This window comes from Bariatricus sp. SGI.019, assembly GCF_050315235.1.
Classification (GTDB): Bacteria; Bacillota; Clostridia; order Lachnospirales; family Lachnospiraceae; genus JAFBIX01.
The window spans coordinates 216743-233137 of record NZ_JBNPOQ010000001.1; the positions used below are offsets into that span (position 1 = coordinate 216743).

Consider the following 16395-nt stretch of genomic DNA (forward strand, 5'->3'; position numbering starts at 1 on the left):
CGGCAGTTTATTGACTTTACTATCGTACCGCGTATGATAAATATATATTTAGGAGGTTGATTGATTTGAAAGAAAAACTGATACGCTTTATGTATGGACGCAATGGCGTAGATTCACTTGGAAAATTTGTACTGGCCATAAGTATTATTGTGATGCTTCTGGCAGGATGGACCGATAGTCTCATCCTGTCTTATTTATCGTGGATAGGTATCATATATCTGTATTTCCGTATGTTTTCCAGAAATATCTATAAACGTTCTTCCGAAAACCAATGGTATCTGAACAAGTCTTATAAGATTCGTACCTTTTTCTACCGTCAGAAAAATCTGTTATTACAACGCAAGACGCACCATATCTATAAATGCCCTACCTGCCGACAGAAAATTCGCGTTCCAAGAGGCAAAGGCCGAATCGAGATTCGCTGTCCAAAATGCAACACTAGATTTATCAAAAAGAGTTAACGAGGATTTCTTATGTTCGGATATATTGCAATTAATAAAGCAGAGATGAAATTTAAAGACTATGATATCTACCACTCTTACTATTGCGGGCTATGCAAATGTCTAAAAGAATGCTATGGTATAAAAGGTCAGGTGACTTTATCTTACGACATGACATTTCTTATTATTCTGCTTACCGGGCTCTATGAGCCCAAGACCAAAGAAGAAGTCGTCAACTGCATTGCTCACCCATTGGAAAAGCATCTCGCGAGGACCAATGAATTTACCGAGTATGCTGCTGCCGTCAATCTGATTCTTTCCTACTACAAATGTAAGGATGACTGGGAAGACGAACGCAAGAAAAAAGGATTTATCGGTGCCCATCTGTTGGCATCTGACATGCAAAAGATTCAGAAAAAATATCCGGAAAAAGCAGTAAGAATCGCTTCTAATCTAAGACGGTTATCACTTCTGGAAGAGGAGAACGAACAGAACATTGATCATATGGCAGGACTTTTTGGAGATATTATGGCGGAACTCTTTGCTGTCCGGCAGGATGAATGGGAAGGTTCTCTTCGCAAGATTGGTTTCTTCCTTGGCAAGTTCATCTATCTGATGGATGCTTATGAAGATGTAGAAAAGGATATCAAGTCCGGCTGCTATAATCCGTTCATCTCTTCCTATCAGTCTGATTGTAACTTTGCCGAAGATTGTAAGAAACTATTAACTCTTATGATGGCAGAATGCTCCAGAGAATTTGAAAAATTACCTATTCTTCTGTATGTTGACATCCTACGCAATATTCTCTATTCCGGCGTTTGGTGCCGTTATACAGAAGTAACAGAAAAGCGTAAAAATACACAAGATAACCGACATCCTGACACTAAGAATTCGAACACAGGAGATTAAGAAACATGACCGATCCTTATGCAGTCTTAGGCGTATCAAGGGACGCCTCTGACGAAGAAATAAAAAAGGCTTATCGAAGCCTGAGCAGAAAATATCATCCCGACGCCAATATCAACAACCCGAATAAAGACCAGGCAGAAGCCAAATTCAAAGAGGTTCAGCAAGCCTATCAGCAGATCATGCATGAACGGGAGTATGGAACTTCTGATACATCCTACACGGGCAGGTCGGGATCTGCCGGAGGATATAACGGCGGATATAGCGGTGGCTTTGGTGACTTTGGTGACTACGGTCCTTTCCGTGGATTCAGTGGACAATATCGTCAGACAGGCCCTCAGTCTTCTAACAGCGAAGAAGATCTTCATATGAAAGCTGCCGCGAATTTCATCAACAGTGGACATTATCAAGAGGCTCTGAATCTTCTGAATGGTATCTCATCACGTAACGCTCAATGGTATTATTACAGCGCGCTGGCCAATTCAGGAGTCGGTAACAATGTAATTGCTCTGCAACACGCCAAAGAAGCCCTGCGAATGGACCCCGATAATTTCCAATACCAGATGCTGGTCAACCGTTTCGAAAGCGGCGGAAGCTGGTATCAACAGCAACAAGATCCTTACCAGACCACATTTAACACCGGAAGCAGCTTCTGCATGAAACTGTGCATTGCCAATCTGGTATGTAACCTTTGCTGTGGCGGTAGCGGGCTGTGTTGTGGCGGTGGCGGCGGAATGCCACACGGCTATATGTAAGAAAGGAATGATATTTTGTTAGAGTATTTGGTATTATACGAAAGCGAGTCTGGAAACACGAAGAAGATTGCGGCCTCCATATTTTCCCGTCTTCCAGGCAACTCCAAAGACCTGATCGACATTAACACGAATAAGACGATTCCTGAGGCCAACATCTATTTTGTAGGTTTCTGTGTACACCGGGGAACCTGCAGCATGGCAATCAGCGACTTTCTCAACGACTTAAGTGGCAAGCAGATTGCTCTCTTTGCCACCTGCGGTATGGGAGATTCTCCCGAATACTACAAAGCCATTGAGCACAGTGTCAATGCCTGGATTGAATCAGACAATGATTATCTGGGCGCATTTATCTGTCAGGGCAAGATGCCTCAGAAGGTACGCCAGAAATATGAAGCTATGCAGACTGCTGATAATTCTAAACAAATCGACCTGTATATCCGTAACTTTGACGAAGCGCTGACACACCCAGACAGTCTTGACCTGGAACACGCAAAAGTATTTGTTGACAAAACGCTGAAAAAAATAAAGGCAGAGGAATATTAAAACTCCTCTGCCTTATCTCTACCTGCAAGCTTTCCTATATTGGAAGTTCAAGATGGATGTCTTTCCCTTCTTTGATAGAAATAATTACTTTTCCGCTCTTAATCGTAGTCACAGCTCCCTGTACATTCATTTCGACAGCTGGAACTTCCTCTGCTTCCTCTGCTGCTTCTTCCTCCGGCTCTTCTTCTGTTACTTCTTTAATCCCATCTACATTATCTGCAGTCAATGGACATAAAGAATCACTCGTCTTAGTCAGTTTTGCCCCCAATACCTGTTCAATTGTCAGGCATCCATCAAGGTTCAGTAAGCCTGAATCAACTAATTCATCAAAGATTGCCGGATCTTCCAGGTTCGCCGGCTCAATTGTAATACCTGCCTCTGCTCTACAGCATAATACTGCAGGATCCTTAGCATGCGCTTTCGCGGTTTCCGCTGTAATAGACATTCTTATTACCTCCTTTTATACACTACTTTTAGTATAGCCAGTCCCTCTTTTTTATTCCAATTGCTTTTTATCATATTCAAAAAGCATTTATTGATATTCTCTATGATATATACCCATTGACATTCCTTTTCATTTAACGATATAATAAAAAAGAGAAGTGACTGCATAAGAACTCGTATTCTTTCACCAGAGAATAGCGAGTTCTTTTTTCGTCATACATTACCACACAAAAAATGTTTATAATAAGCAACAAGGAGTGATAACTATGAATTATGACGTAATCATTATCGGCGCAGGCCCTGGAGGAATTTTTTCTGCCTATGAGCTTACCCAAAGAGCCGGAGATCTTAAGATTGCCGTCTTCGAGGCCGGCTTTCCTCTTCAGGAACGACATTGCCCAATTGACGGTGACAAGGTAAAATCCTGCATCAAATGCAAGACTTGTGCCATTATGAATGGTTTCGGCGGAGCCGGCGCATTTTCCGATGGAAAATACAATATTACGAACGATTTCGGCGGAACGCTCTATCAGTATCTTGGCAAGGAGAAGGCTCTTGACTTGATGGAGTATGTAGACAAGATTAATCTTTCCCATGGTGGAGAAGGTACGAAGATGTATTCTACTGCCGGAACTAATTTTAAGAAGATCTGTATTCAGAACAAACTAAAACTTCTGGATGCTTCCGTACGTCACCTTGGGACAGATATCAACTATATTGTTCTTGAGAATCTATACAATGAATTAAAAGACAAGGTGGATTTTTATTTCCACACACCGGTCGAACATGTAGAATGCCTTGACAATGGTTACCGCATTTCCTACAAAGATGGAACAGCCACCTGCAAGAACTGCATTATCTCGGTAGGAAGAAGTGGAAGCAAATGGATGGAAAATATCTGCAATGAGCTGGACATTCCTACCCACTCTAACCGTGTGGATATTGGAGTCCGCGTAGAACTTCCGGCCGTCATCTTCTCACATCTGACGGATGAACTCTATGAGAGCAAGATCGTCTACCGTACGGAAAAATTCGAAGACAATGTCCGTACCTTCTGTATGAATCCTTATGGTATCGTTGTAAATGAAAATACCAACGGTATCGTAACCGTCAACGGTCACAGTTACGAAGATCCGGAACACCAGACCGACAACACCAACTTTGCACTTCTGGTTGCAAAGCATTTTTCCGAGCCATTCAAGGACAGCAATGGATATGGAGAAAGTATCGCCCGACTCTCAAACATGCTGGGCGGCGGTGTGATCGTCCAACGCTTTGGGGATCTGGTCAGAGGCCGCAGAAGTACCGTCACACGAATTCGTGAAGGACTGGTAACTCCTACTCTTGCTGCCACTCCGGGAGACTTAAGTCTCGTGCTGCCCAAACGTATTCTGGATGGTATCATCGAGATGATCTATGCGCTGGATAAGATTGCGCCCGGTACTGCCAACGATGACACTCTGCTCTACGGCGTAGAAGTGAAGTTCTATAATATGGAAGTAGAGATCGATGAAAACCTGGAAAGCAAGTACAAAGGCTTATATATCATAGGTGATGGAAGCGGTGTAACACATTCCCTCTCCCACGCGTCTGCCAGCGGCGTCTATGTGGCGCGGCACATTGCAGAAAACTTAATCGCGGAATAGAAAAACCGCAATTCTTTATCACTAAAGAATTGCGGTTCTATTTTTTAAGAGGCGCCAACCAGATTTGAACTGGTGATAGAGGTGTTGCAGACCTTTGCCTTACCACTTGGCTATGGCGCCTTGTTTTCGGTACTTATATAGTATATCAAATGCCAAGAAGTAAGTCAATTATTTATTTCAAAACATTTTTAAAATCCAAGTTCATCATTAACCAGGATAACCTTAATCCTCTTTGGAACCTTAGAATATCTGGTAATCAAGATCTGACAGCATATCGTATCTGGAGATTTACAGTCAAAACATGCCCCTGTCTTAGCGCACGGTGTATCCAGCTGAAATCTCTGTGCATTAATAGGTGCAGCTTCATTTCTTGCTCTGGAAAGCGCATTGTCTACATCCTTTACCACCTTATTCATTCCCACGATCATAATAACATTTCTTGGACCGTTGGCGATTGCAGATACCCTGTTGGCCATACCGTCTACATTTACCAACACACCATCTTCTGTAATCGCATTACTGCTTGCAAGAAAGAAATCACAATCGTATGTAATCAGCTCAATCTTTCTCTTCTCCTCCGGTGACTTCGCCGCATCTCTGTTATACGCCTGGTAATTACCTTCACAGATTGCCTGCTTCAGCCCAATCTCCCCAATGGACATAGAGCCGCCCCATGCAACACTGCTGCCCTCCGGGATCCATTCCAAAGCTTTCGCCAATGCCTCTTCTGCATTTTCGGCATAATACCCTTCCATATTCCTAGACTCTAAACCCTTGATAATCTTTTCTCCCAACATCTTATTCCGCTTTATACGATTGATATCCATAGCCTCAGCCTCCTATATATTACATAAACTTATTGTCTATTATAACACGCCAATCTTTGTTAGGGACAGGGTAAATTGAAAAAGGGACACGGTCATTTTAATCTGGGACGGAGGAAAATGAAAAAACCCCCGTCCCCAATTAGATCTGTGTCCTCATGGTGTACCCGGCATCACGGACTTGGTTCATCTCTTCTGCATAGAGGAAGCATCTTACCTTATGTCCTTGATATTCGTATATTTCTGGTTTCTCGGCGAAGCATCTTTTCTTTGCATATTTGCACGTTCCCACGTACGGACATCCAGCCTTTCCGCCTTGCTCTGTTACTTCTTCTATTACAAATGGTCTTTTCTTTTCACTTCCATTAAGCCTCACTCTGTCTGCGGCCATAAACAGAGCCTTTGTATATGGATGCCATGGTTCTTCCATCAATTCGCCGGATGGTCCTTCTTCTACCAGCCATCCATCATAGATAACGCCCAGCATATCGCTGATGTGACCGACGATCGACAGATCATGACCAATAAACAGCATCGAGAGTTGTTCTTTTTCTTTCATCTTACATAGTAGATGGACCAATTGTTCCTGTGTCTGTATATCGAGACCGGAAAATGGTTCGTCACAGATTAAAAATTCCGGATTCATCAAAAGTGCTCTTGCAATCATGACTCTCTGAAGCTGCCCTCCCGACAATTGTTGTGGATAATCCTGTTTTCTTTGTTCTTCCAATCCCACTTCATCCAGTATACGCCTGAGTTGTTCTGCGATTTCTTTTTCATCAGAAATTCCTGCCGCCATCAATGCTTCTTGCAGATTCTCATAGACGGTCATTGTCGGATTCAGGGCCTGGTACGGATTCTGGAAGATCATCTGAATCTTTTTTCGATAATCTATACGCTGCTTTCTTGACTTCCAGTTCATTTCCCTACCTTTCCAATACACCTCTCCTTGTTCAGGTCTGTACAATCCCGCCAGGACACGCGCAAATGTACTTTTCCCGCAACCACTCTCTCCTACCAGGCCATAGCTCTGATTTTTTTGTATTGCTATCGTTATCGAATGCAGTACTTTCTTTTGTCGAAATTCTTTACATACATTCTTTGCATGTAACAGAATATCCTTCTTATCTGCTTCGGATGCGGCCTGTGGAATCTGTTCAAGATTCTTTCTTGTCTGAATCAGCATTTTTGTATATGTTTCACTGCTGTGATAGAGTATATCACTTACCCTTCCTTGTTCGACGATGCTTCCTTCGCGCATGACCAACAAGCGATTACACAGAGCACCGACCACTCCCAGATCATGGCTGATCATAATCACGGCAATCCCCAGATCTTTTGACAGTCTTCTCAGCAAATTCAATATCTGTGCCTGCACCGTCACATCTAACGCAGTCGTCGGCTCATCAGCAATCAATACTTTCGGATTCCCAGCCAGAGCGATTGCAATACAGATACGCTGTTGCATCCCTCCCGAACATTCAAACGGATACCGATTCATACATGCACTTACATCTCGGATTCCCACCATATCCAACAATTCTTCTGCTTTTTCTTTCGCCTCCTGTCGGGTACAATCCGTATGTAGTCTTAGACTTTCCATAATCTGCCTGCCAATCTTCATCAATGGATCCAGGCATGACATCGCATTTTGCATGATGACCGCGATCTCACCACCGCGTAGTTTTCTTCTTTTCACATCAGTCAGAGGCGGTGTGATATCTTCTCCACAATACCGAATCTGTCCGCTTGAAATAACGGCTCCTTTCTTGAGAAACCCGAGGATAGCCATTGCCATCGTTGATTTTCCCGATCCAGATTCTCCCACGATTCCCAGGATTTCCTGGCTTTCAAGCTCAAAAGAACAATCTTTTACCACTTCTTGCTGTCTTCGCGTATATGTTATGGTCAGATGATCGACCACAAGCAATTTTCCCATGCGGTATCCTCCTATATCTCTTCCGGTATCCTTTGAGCACCATTCACTCCCTGTTGCTCCAGTGCATAACCAATGCTTTGCAAACATACAATCAATGCCGCAAGTACCAGAACCGGGAATAATATCTGAGTCGGATATTGAGTAATCAACGACCTTGCATCCTGAATCAGTGTTCCGAGACTTGCTCTGGGCGCTGCAATTCCAATCCCAAGAAAGCTTAAAAATGCCTCTGTAAATATCGCTTTGGGAATCAGCAATATCGTCTGCACAATCAAAAGCCCTCTCTCATTTGGCAAAATATATTTAAAAATGATTCTCCACATCGGAACTCCCATCATCTCCGCTGCCAGACAGTAATCCATCTGCCGAAGCCGTCTTGTCTCTACTCTTACCATTTTCGCAAGATCAACCCACCCTGCCACACAGATTCCCAGTATCACACTTCCAATACTTGCATCCAATACCAGAAGTATCAGAATCACATAGAGCATAGACGGAATTGCACTGATGATATTCATCAGTTCCAACAAAATGCTGTCAACAACCAAGTTGGCAAGTCCAGACACTGCACCAACCACAACACCTATGACAAAGCAGACACATGCACTGACGAATCCAACCGTAAGACTAATCCGCAACCCATAGCATACACGGGTAAAAAGATCTCTTCCGAACTTATCCGTCCCGAATAAATGTGCCGCCGACACACCAAGATTTTGACTCACCACGTCCTGTGCATCATACGAATACGGGGAAAGGCTAGGAACAACTATCGCTGCTGCCACGAATACACCTAAGATTCCCAGATATATGATAAATTTTCTATTTGCCATTACTTGTTTCATCTGTTCTGCTCCGTTCCAAACCGAATTCTAGGGTCGAGATACATCTGTACTACATCCAGCACAAGTTGCGCAAGAATCACAATCGCCCCTGCAAAAACCGTAAGTCCCATAATCACCGTATAATCACGGTTATTGATAGACATAACGAATTCTCTTCCAAGACCGGGAATAGTGAAGATACTCTCTACCACAAAACAGCCCGTCACAAGATACACCAGCAATTGTCCAAGATAAGTCAACAACTGTGTAAGAGCCGGCCGCCACATATGCCTCATCAGGATTGCTGATTCTTTCAGTCCTTTTGCCTTCAAAAACATAACATATTCCTGTGTATATTCTTTTTGCACTGCGCTGTAGAACATCCGCGAAATCACACATGTTGGATACACGGCAAGTGCGGCCACCGGCAATACATAATTCATTGGCGTCGTGATCCCGGCAATTGGAAACCATTTCAAATATACACCAAAGATGAGCATGAATAATAAGGCATATACAAAGTTTGGCACACTAATCCCTACACTCTCGATAAACAAAATCACTTTTTTTACAAGCTTTCTTTTGGTCATCAGGTGCCAGATTCCTAAGAGAGTTCCAAGAATCAGACTCGACAGAAAAGCCAGTATTCCTACCTTCGCCGTCACAGGAAGACTTCTTGCAATCACAGAATTTACCGTTACTCCTGGTTTCTTGATGGACATGCCAAGGTCTCCTCGCAACAGGTTCTTCATATAGAAAGCAAACTGCACCTGCAGAGGCTCTCCAAGCCCATATTCCTCTTCTATCGTCTGAAGAACTTGCTCCGATACATTTCCCGTATCAAAAGGATTTCCCGGCATCTTATGCGCCATCACAAAAGTAAGAAATGTAAGAAACAATAATGCCGCCGCTCCTGTCACCAGCCGTTTTGCCACATACTTAGCCACGTTCTCTAAACCTCGCTTTCAGTTCTGCCGCCAAAGTTCTTGCGATATTCTCAGCTTCCTCCACTGGCCCTCGCTTCTTCCCTGTGATATAATCTTTCGCTTCTTCGTCATAGTACAGACCGTTCAGAATAACTTCTTCTCCTTCTATCTGTGCATAAGCCGCTGTTGGAGCGCTGCAGCCTCCACCCAGCATACACACAAATGCTCTTTCTGAAAGAGCAGCCACTTTCGCTTTTTCATCCATCACGCAATCCAGATAACTATAATCTTCACCAACTCTTCCCTGTACCGCCAGAATTCCCTGCCCTGCTGCCGGTATTAACTCATCCGTTGCAAGTATTCTTCCCGCCACAGATTCCATTCCAAGGCGTTTTAGCCCAGCCATTGCAAGTATGGTTGCATCACACTGTCCTTCTTCCAACTTACGCACGCGGGTCTGTACATTTCCCCGCATTCCGGTAAATGCACATTTTGGGTACAGGCGTTCCAGCTGAATCCGTCTTCGGTGGCTGGAAGTTCCGATTACCGTAATGTCTTCTGGCTTCACACCTTTGCGAAAAAGAATCGCATCCCGCGGATCCTCTCGCCTGGAAAAAGCAAGAATCGGGAGTTGTTCCGGGATTTCAACAGGCATGTCTTTTAAACTGTGCACGGATAGATCTGTCCGTTTTTCCAGAAGCGCAAGATCCAGTTCTTTTACAAACAAGCCTTTCCCACCAATCTGATCCAGACTGCGATCCAGAATCTTATCTCCTGTCGTCTTCATTGTAATAATCTGTACTTGAATCTCAGGATGTGCATGTTCGATCAATTGCGCAACATATTCTGCCTGCCACACTGCAAGTCTGCTTTCCCTGCTTCCAATCCTTACGATTCTCTTCATGATTCCATCGCCTCTCTTACATGTTCTGCAAATAGTCTCTGTATCCCCTTCAGCTCTCCCAGTCCTTTCTTTACTACTCGAGACGGGAATCCCATATTCTGGAATCTGACCAGCCAGGAATGCTCATCACCTGCCAGATCATGATGAACATGTTCGCCACTGACAATCATAAATGGTATGATCCGAAGCGGCCTTGGCTCCAACATTCCAAGCTTCTGCATCACGTCAGATACACTCGGATACCCTTCAACGGTTCCGACCAGCACATTGGAATAACCCATAGAATGAAAAGCGTATTCCAGCATAGTATAAGCAGCCTGTGCATGTCCTTGTGTCCCATGACCGGCAAGCACGATTACTTCTTCTTTATTCATCTGCCAATCTTCTATCACAGAATGAACACACGCCTTATAATCCTCTACCTGATTTAAGAGTGGTTCTCCTAATTTTAAGGTCTGAAAAAAATCCCGGTAACCTTCCAATGCACTTTTTAGTCTCTCATATTCCAAGCCATGGACCACATACGTCGGCTGTACAACAATATGTTCCATTCCATCTTCTCGCATCTGCGTAATTGCCTCTTCCAGCGTCGGAATTGCAATTTGGTTCTCTTCCCATAGTTTTCGGATAATCCTCTGGCTGGTAAATGCTCTGTACAATCTATAATTTTTAAACTCTCCTCTTAGATAATTCTCTATTCCTCCAATTGTCCGCTCCAGATTCTCTTTATAACTCGTTCCAAAGCTGACGACCAAGATTGCTTTCTTCATACCGCATTCTTTCCTCCCATCCTTTATTGAACCGATGCACCTCTAAGATCCAGTGTCCCCGTTGCCGGGATCTGTGTGATTCCCGTAATATTCGGCCGGATCAGATTCACATGATGCATAGAATAGAGCGGAATAATATAGAACTGTTCCCCAATCGCATACTGTTCTGCTTCATGCATAAGTTCGCTTCTCTTTGCCGGATCTGTCTCTGTGTCAGATGCTTCTACCAACGCGTCATATACCTCATCCCTGATTCCACTACAATTATAAGTGCTGTTTGAAAGCAACATAGATAAATACGTATTCGGATCAGCGAAATCAGCCGTCCAATTCATACGGCATAATTCGAAGTTTCCTGCCCTTCGTTCCGAATAATTCACCTGAAGTTCTTGTGCATTCAATTCTATCGTAATTCCCAGATTTTCTTTCAGTTGCTGCTGCAGGACCTGTGCGGTGTCCATATCCATTTCCAGAGTCGGATAATTATAAGTAAGAACAGGAAACCCTTCTCCATTCGGATAACCCGCTTCTGCAAGCAGCTCCTTTGCCCTCTTTAGATTCTCTTCAAAAGGAGCCTGCGCACCATCTACAAAATATTCTCCCGTTGATTTATCTACCATATATTTTGCGACAAAATTTACCGTGGGCTCTGTATCCTTTCCCACCGCCTGGCAAAGTTCTTGTCGGTCAATTCCAAGGTTCAATGCCTCTCGCACACGAACATCCTGTAGCACTTCTACTTTCTCTATATTCATATATATATATCGTGTGGCAATTGCATCCGTCACCACAAGATCATCTTGTCCTTCATATTCATCCATCACCGTCCCCAGTAATGACAACGCCACATCCACTTCTCCAGTCGCGTAAGCTGCTGCCATCGACTGCTTATTATCGAAGAACTTATAGGTAATCTTATCCAATGCTATATTGTCTGCATCCCAGTAATATGGATTCTTCTCCAACACAAAATACTGTTGTGACACATATTCTGTCAGATAAAACGGTCCATTGGATACACTCGTCGCCGGGTCGGTATCCCACCCGCTTCCAACTGCATCCGCATAAGCCACACACGACGGAGTATATACCGGAAGGCGCAGTAAATCCAGGAAATACACGCACGGTGTAGACAGATGGAAGATCAACGTCGTATCATCCGGTGTCTCTACTCCGAGTGTACTCATATCTGCTTCCCTATTATAGATTGCTTCGGCATTCTCAATCGGGAACAGATAGTTTGAATATCCATTTCCACTGGCAGGATCCAGAGAACGTTCAATGGTGTTGCGAAAGTCCGCCGAAGTGACCGGTGTTCCATCTGACCATTTTGCATCTTCTCTCAAGTGAAAAATCCACTCTGTCTTATCGTCATTCACCTCATAGGATTCTGCAGCACGATATTCAATCTCTCCATTCTCATCATACGTCAAAAGTTCGTCCAACGCAGATACGGAATATGCCAGATAAGTATCTGCAATCATCCCCGCCGGATCCAGGCCACCGCTTTCACTGTTTGTACCGACGACGATCTCCTGTCCGCTCTTGCCAGAGACATTCTCCGCTCTTTGATCTTTGCATCCTGCTGCCATCACCAGAATCATGGTGGCAGACAGCAGAACTCCCAATATTCTCTTCATCAACTATACCTCCTGCTTCGCGCGAAGTTCTTTCAACTTTTCTACCATACTTGCAATGGTTGCCCTGTCCGATATCTCAATCTTCATATGGTATTTTCGTGCTTCTGTCGCAGTCTGTTCTCCAATACACAGAGCAGGAACTTTGCAAAAATCCATTCCACCCATCGTCTGAACGAACCCCCGGACGGTTGATGCACTCGTAAATGTAACCCAGTCGATCAGTCCCTGGTTAATCTTATCCTTTACCATATCGGCCCAAGGGCTGTCCTGTCTGCATATCGTTTCATAAATCGCAATATCTTCATATGCAAGATCTGCTCTTTTCAATTCTTCTTTTAATTCCTCAGAACCTTGCCTTGCGTGAAGCAGATAGACTTTCGCATCCTTTCTTGCAGTTCTTACAAGTGCTTTGCCAAGTTCCCTTCCATTATATACTTCTGGCACCACATCCGTCATCCATCCGTATTTTTCCAATTCTTTTGCTGTTGCTTCCCCAACCGCAGCAAATCTTACATCCGCTCCTTTTCGCAGCACGCCTCGAATATCTTTCCCAAGACTTGGTAACGTAACACTGAAAAAAGTTTCTACTCCTACTGGACTTGTAAATGTAAGCCACAATTCTCTTCCAGCCGGTTCGTCAAACAACTCATCCAACCGAATCTGTTCCAGTGCAATAGCGGTCGTATCGATCATGGGCAGTTCCAACACCTCTGCACCCGATTCTCTTAATTGTGCAGTCAGCTTACTTGCTTTTTTCCTGGATCTGGTCACAATAATCTGCATCTGTGCAAGTTCACGCTTCTCGTACCATGCGAACAGCTCCGATAATGTACATACTCTCCCTACGACAATGACTGCCGGAGCTTGAATATTGGCATCTTTGGAGTCTCTCTCCAGGCAGTCAACCGTTGAGATTACCTTGCGCTGTCGGTATTGCGTCCCTCTTTCCAGGACTGCCGCCGGCATCTTTGGATCCATTCCTGCTTTTACCAGATTCTCCATAATCATTCCCATCGTGCCAACGCTCATAAGAAATACCAATGTCGCATCCATACGCACCAGCGCACCATAATCTATACGATCCTTTCCATCTCTTCTCGGATGCCCCGTAATCACATGAAAAGAAGAAGTATAATCGCGGTGCGTCACCGGAATTCCTGCATAGGCAGGCACTGCCACCGCCGAAGTCACTCCCGGAACCACTTCAAACGGTATTCCATATTGCACCAATAACTCTAACTCTTCTCCGCCCCGTCCGAACACAAACGGATCTCCGCCTTTTAAGCGGACCACCTTTTTTCCCTTTAACGCTTCCTCCAGAAGGATCTGATTCGTCTTTTCCTGTGATACCGAGTGCTTGCCTGAACGCTTCCCTACGGACACCTTTTCTGCATCCTCTGGAAGCATACACAGTATCTCCTCTCCAATCAGCGCATCATATGCAATAAAATCTGCCTGTTCTATGACCGTTATGGCTTTCTGAGTCAATAATCCAATCTCTCCAGGACCTGCTCCGACCAGCCATACTTTTCCCTTACTCATCTCCATGTGATTCCTCATTTCATCTGATAATTCTTACCGATATCCAATTCTGGATCTCATAATATAGAATGATACCATAATTTTCATTCTGTTTTCATTAGAAGTAATATCATATCCCAATACTTCTTTAATCTTGTTGATCTTATAAGCCATGGTATTCTTATGGCAATATAACGCCTTTGATGTCTCGACAATATTACACTCGTTCTTAAAATATGCTTCCAGAATCTCTACATAATCCGTGCCATTCTCTTCATCATAGTCCATTAATTTCCCTAATGTTTCTTTTACAAACTCAGGATAGATCTCTTCCTCTTTTATATCAGAAAGGATCTTATATATTCCAAGCTCTTTGTAACATAATATATTCTTGTCAATCGGAGCCTTTGTCAATTCATATGCTGTTCTCGCTCGTTCATAAGACTTATGGATCTCTTTGATGCTATTTACCATTGTTCCTATGCCAACATATACATTATCATCTTTCTCGCATATTTTTTGAAAAATATCCAATAATTTCCTTTCAGAATACCCCGTCGCAAGAATAATAAGACGATTATTCTCTTCATATATAATTCTTCTCTCCAAGGTATAATGTAATTCCTTCTTAATCTGATTCAAACGTTCATTGCCACGTTCTGTATTGTACACATTACAGCTTAACACAATAACATTATAGGTCAAATTGCGATAGAATCCATTTCCCTCAAAATAATTTACATACAGTTCTTCATTGTCCGGGAAAAAGATTGCATTTCGCAATGCAGTGCTTAAATTCGTGTCTCTCTGCTCGTTCTTCAATAAAATTACGGAAAAAATACGCATGATATCAATATATGGAGTCTCCCATGTTGCCGAAAACAACGGGAATTCCAGTTCATTGCAATAATCAACAATCTTTTGTGATATCTTTTTCCCCTCACGAATCGCAATCATCAATCCGCCGGCGCACTCTTTATTCAGTGCTTCTATATACCTCTTCAGCCATTCCTCCGAAACATAATTCAGCCCTGAATTAAAGACCAGTTCATCGCCGTGCAGCATAGGTACAAAATCCATATCTTCCACCATATGTATCCAGCCAATCATTTTATGAAAGCAACTCTTCGTAAGCAATGCAACACCATATTCCGGATCAATCTCTGCATATAAGTTCTCTAATTCAACAGCCATTTTCCTCCTCCTCTACACTTCGCATGGATATTATACCATTGCATTTGTGCTTAAGCCACAATTTTTTGTCATAATTATGTATTTATAGACTATACAAAAAAATATTTTCTTGTGATATATTGTTTTTGGAACACAAATGAAAACCCCGATTTTTGTTGTTTCGACTTTATCTCTAGATTTTTAAAAGGAAAACCCCTTGAAGCAGATATGCTTCAAGGGGTTTTTGTCTGCATCGGTCATCGCCGAAAGCTCCAGAAAATAATTCTGTCACACCCTCATTATCCATGATATGATGAAAGAAAATGTTTATACAGAAAGGATGCCTTCCATGGAGAAATCATCACCTTTATATTTTCCACTTTTTGTAGACCTGTCCGAGAAAAGAATCCTCGTGATAGGGGGCGGCAAGATTGCCCAGAGAAGAATCGAGACACTTCTTGATTTTGCTGCCGACATCTGCGTCGTAGCACCAGAAATCACAGACAAACTGCGAATATTGAGTGAGAGCCGGCGCATCCAATGGATCCAGGATGTATATCACACCAATCTGACAGAAGGCGCAGACATTGTACTCGCCGCAACAAACAGCAGCTCTTGTAACGATCAGATCGCGGCAGACTGTAAAGCACGAAAAATACCGGTAAATACCGCACATAAAAAAGAATCTTGTGACTTCTACTTCCCCGGGATCGTACGGCAAGGCAATATTGTTACCGGGATCAGCACCAGCGGATTAAATCATCACGAAGCCAAAGAAGCTCGCGAACGAATCAGCCAGGCATTAGGGACACGGCAAATTTAATTTGGGACAGGGATATTTTAATTTGGGACGGAGGAAAATGAAAAAACCCCCGTCCCAAATTAAAAATTAAGCACAAAAAAACAATCCTTTTTCAAGGATTGTTTTTTGAAAGGCGCCAACCAGATTTGAACTGGTGATAGAGGTGTTGCAGACCTTTGCCTTACCACTTGGCTATGGCGCCATACACTATAATATGAATGAGCTTTCGCTCGAATGACTCCGACGGGAATCGAACCCGTGTTACCGCCGTGAAAGGGCGATGTCTTAACCGCTTGACCACGGAGCCATATTACGCTTTCCTCAAGCGCGATCGATGT

General features: G+C 43.4%; 15 protein-coding genes, 3 tRNA genes and 1 pseudogene. 6 read left to right on the forward strand and 13 right to left on the reverse strand.

All coding sequences use genetic code 11. From position 1 onward, the window contains the following. The first annotated feature begins 65 nt into the window (after positions 1-65). The 4 genes from ACQRD1_RS01220 to bilS are packed head-to-tail and all read left to right on the forward strand — an operon-like array spanning position 66 to position 2644. Entirely contained in the window at positions 66-461 is a 396-nt protein-coding gene (locus tag ACQRD1_RS01220; protein WP_235232956.1) for a zinc-ribbon domain-containing protein, read from the forward strand. A gap of 12 nt (positions 462-473) precedes the next feature. Continuing rightward, on the forward strand, positions 474-1349 hold the full coding sequence (locus tag ACQRD1_RS01225) for a DUF5685 family protein (RefSeq protein WP_427786793.1): 876 nt from the start codon (positions 474-476) through the stop codon (positions 1347-1349). 5 nt (positions 1350-1354) lie between these two features. Beyond that, positions 1355-2101, forward strand: coding sequence for a J domain-containing protein (locus ACQRD1_RS01230; RefSeq protein WP_347376577.1), 747 nt, complete (start codon positions 1355-1357; stop codon positions 2099-2101). A gap of 15 nt (positions 2102-2116) precedes the next feature. After that, a complete protein-coding gene (gene bilS, locus ACQRD1_RS01235) occupies positions 2117-2644 on the forward strand; it encodes a flavodoxin family protein BilS (RefSeq protein ID WP_347376578.1) in 528 nt (175 codons plus the stop codon). 37 nt (positions 2645-2681) lie between these two features. Here bilS and ACQRD1_RS01240 read toward each other — a convergent pair. After that, positions 2682-3089, reverse strand: a pseudogene (locus ACQRD1_RS01240) (sugar transporter); the annotation flags it as partial. Between the two features lie 265 nt (positions 3090-3354). Between ACQRD1_RS01240 and ACQRD1_RS01245 the strand changes: the two are divergent. Further along, the gene (locus ACQRD1_RS01245) at positions 3355-4734 is read left to right on the forward strand and encodes an NAD(P)/FAD-dependent oxidoreductase (protein ID WP_235232960.1); all 1380 of its coding nucleotides are present in this window, start codon (positions 3355-3357) and stop codon (positions 4732-4734) included. Between the two features lie 49 nt (positions 4735-4783). Here the strand turns inward: ACQRD1_RS01245 and ACQRD1_RS01250 are convergent. The 10 genes from ACQRD1_RS01250 to ACQRD1_RS01295 form a co-directional block, all read right to left on the reverse strand. Next, positions 4784-4854, reverse strand: a tRNA-Cys gene (locus ACQRD1_RS01250). Between the two features lie 68 nt (positions 4855-4922). Then, a complete protein-coding gene (locus tag ACQRD1_RS01255; protein ID WP_235232961.1) occupies positions 4923-5561 on the reverse strand; it encodes a lactate utilization protein in 639 nt (212 codons plus the stop codon). Positions 5562-5700: 139 nt separating this feature from the next. Further along, positions 5701-7497, reverse strand: coding sequence for an ABC transporter ATP-binding protein (locus ACQRD1_RS01260; RefSeq protein WP_427786794.1), 1797 nt, complete (start codon positions 7495-7497; stop codon positions 5701-5703). Between the two features lie 11 nt (positions 7498-7508). Beyond that, entirely contained in the window at positions 7509-8342 is an 834-nt protein-coding gene (locus ACQRD1_RS01265; RefSeq protein WP_427786795.1) for an ABC transporter permease, read from the reverse strand. Then, positions 8339-9268 (reverse strand): ABC transporter permease, encoded by a 930-nt coding sequence (locus tag ACQRD1_RS01270; RefSeq protein ID WP_427786796.1) that lies wholly within the window; start codon positions 9266-9268, stop codon positions 8339-8341. Before ACQRD1_RS01270 ends, ACQRD1_RS01265 begins: the two co-directional genes overlap by 4 nt. Continuing rightward, the gene (gene hemC, locus ACQRD1_RS01275; protein ID WP_427786797.1) at positions 9261-10151 is read right to left on the reverse strand and encodes a hydroxymethylbilane synthase; all 891 of its coding nucleotides are present in this window, start codon (positions 10149-10151) and stop codon (positions 9261-9263) included. The genes ACQRD1_RS01270 and hemC overlap by 8 nt, the downstream gene beginning before the upstream one ends. Beyond that, complete coding sequence (locus ACQRD1_RS01280; RefSeq protein ID WP_427786798.1) at positions 10148-10921, reverse strand: sirohydrochlorin cobaltochelatase; 774 nt, start codon at positions 10919-10921, stop codon at positions 10148-10150. Before ACQRD1_RS01280 ends, hemC begins: the two co-directional genes overlap by 4 nt. 23 nt (positions 10922-10944) lie before the next feature. Continuing rightward, complete coding sequence (locus ACQRD1_RS01285; protein ID WP_427786799.1) at positions 10945-12561, reverse strand: peptide ABC transporter substrate-binding protein; 1617 nt, start codon at positions 12559-12561, stop codon at positions 10945-10947. 3 nt (positions 12562-12564) lie between these two features. After that, on the reverse strand, positions 12565-14109 hold the full coding sequence (cobA, locus tag ACQRD1_RS01290; RefSeq protein ID WP_427786800.1) for a uroporphyrinogen-III C-methyltransferase: 1545 nt from the start codon (positions 14107-14109) through the stop codon (positions 12565-12567). A gap of 27 nt (positions 14110-14136) precedes the next feature. Then, complete coding sequence (locus tag ACQRD1_RS01295) at positions 14137-15276, reverse strand: PucR family transcriptional regulator (protein ID WP_235232969.1); 1140 nt, start codon at positions 15274-15276, stop codon at positions 14137-14139. Positions 15277-15604: 328 nt separating this feature from the next. Here ACQRD1_RS01295 and ACQRD1_RS01300 point away from each other — a divergent pair, with 328 nt between their 5' ends. Beyond that, a complete protein-coding gene (locus ACQRD1_RS01300) occupies positions 15605-16078 on the forward strand; it encodes a precorrin-2 dehydrogenase/sirohydrochlorin ferrochelatase family protein (RefSeq protein WP_235232970.1) in 474 nt (157 codons plus the stop codon). A 110-nt stretch (positions 16079-16188) separates the two neighbouring features. Here ACQRD1_RS01300 and ACQRD1_RS01305 read toward each other — a convergent pair. Together ACQRD1_RS01305 and ACQRD1_RS01310 are read right to left on the reverse strand one after the other, a co-directional pair. Further along, positions 16189-16259: transfer RNA gene (locus ACQRD1_RS01305), tRNA-Cys, on the reverse strand. Positions 16260-16292: 33 nt separating this feature from the next. Next, positions 16293-16364, reverse strand: a tRNA-Glu gene (locus tag ACQRD1_RS01310). Positions 16365-16395 lie beyond the last annotated feature (31 nt).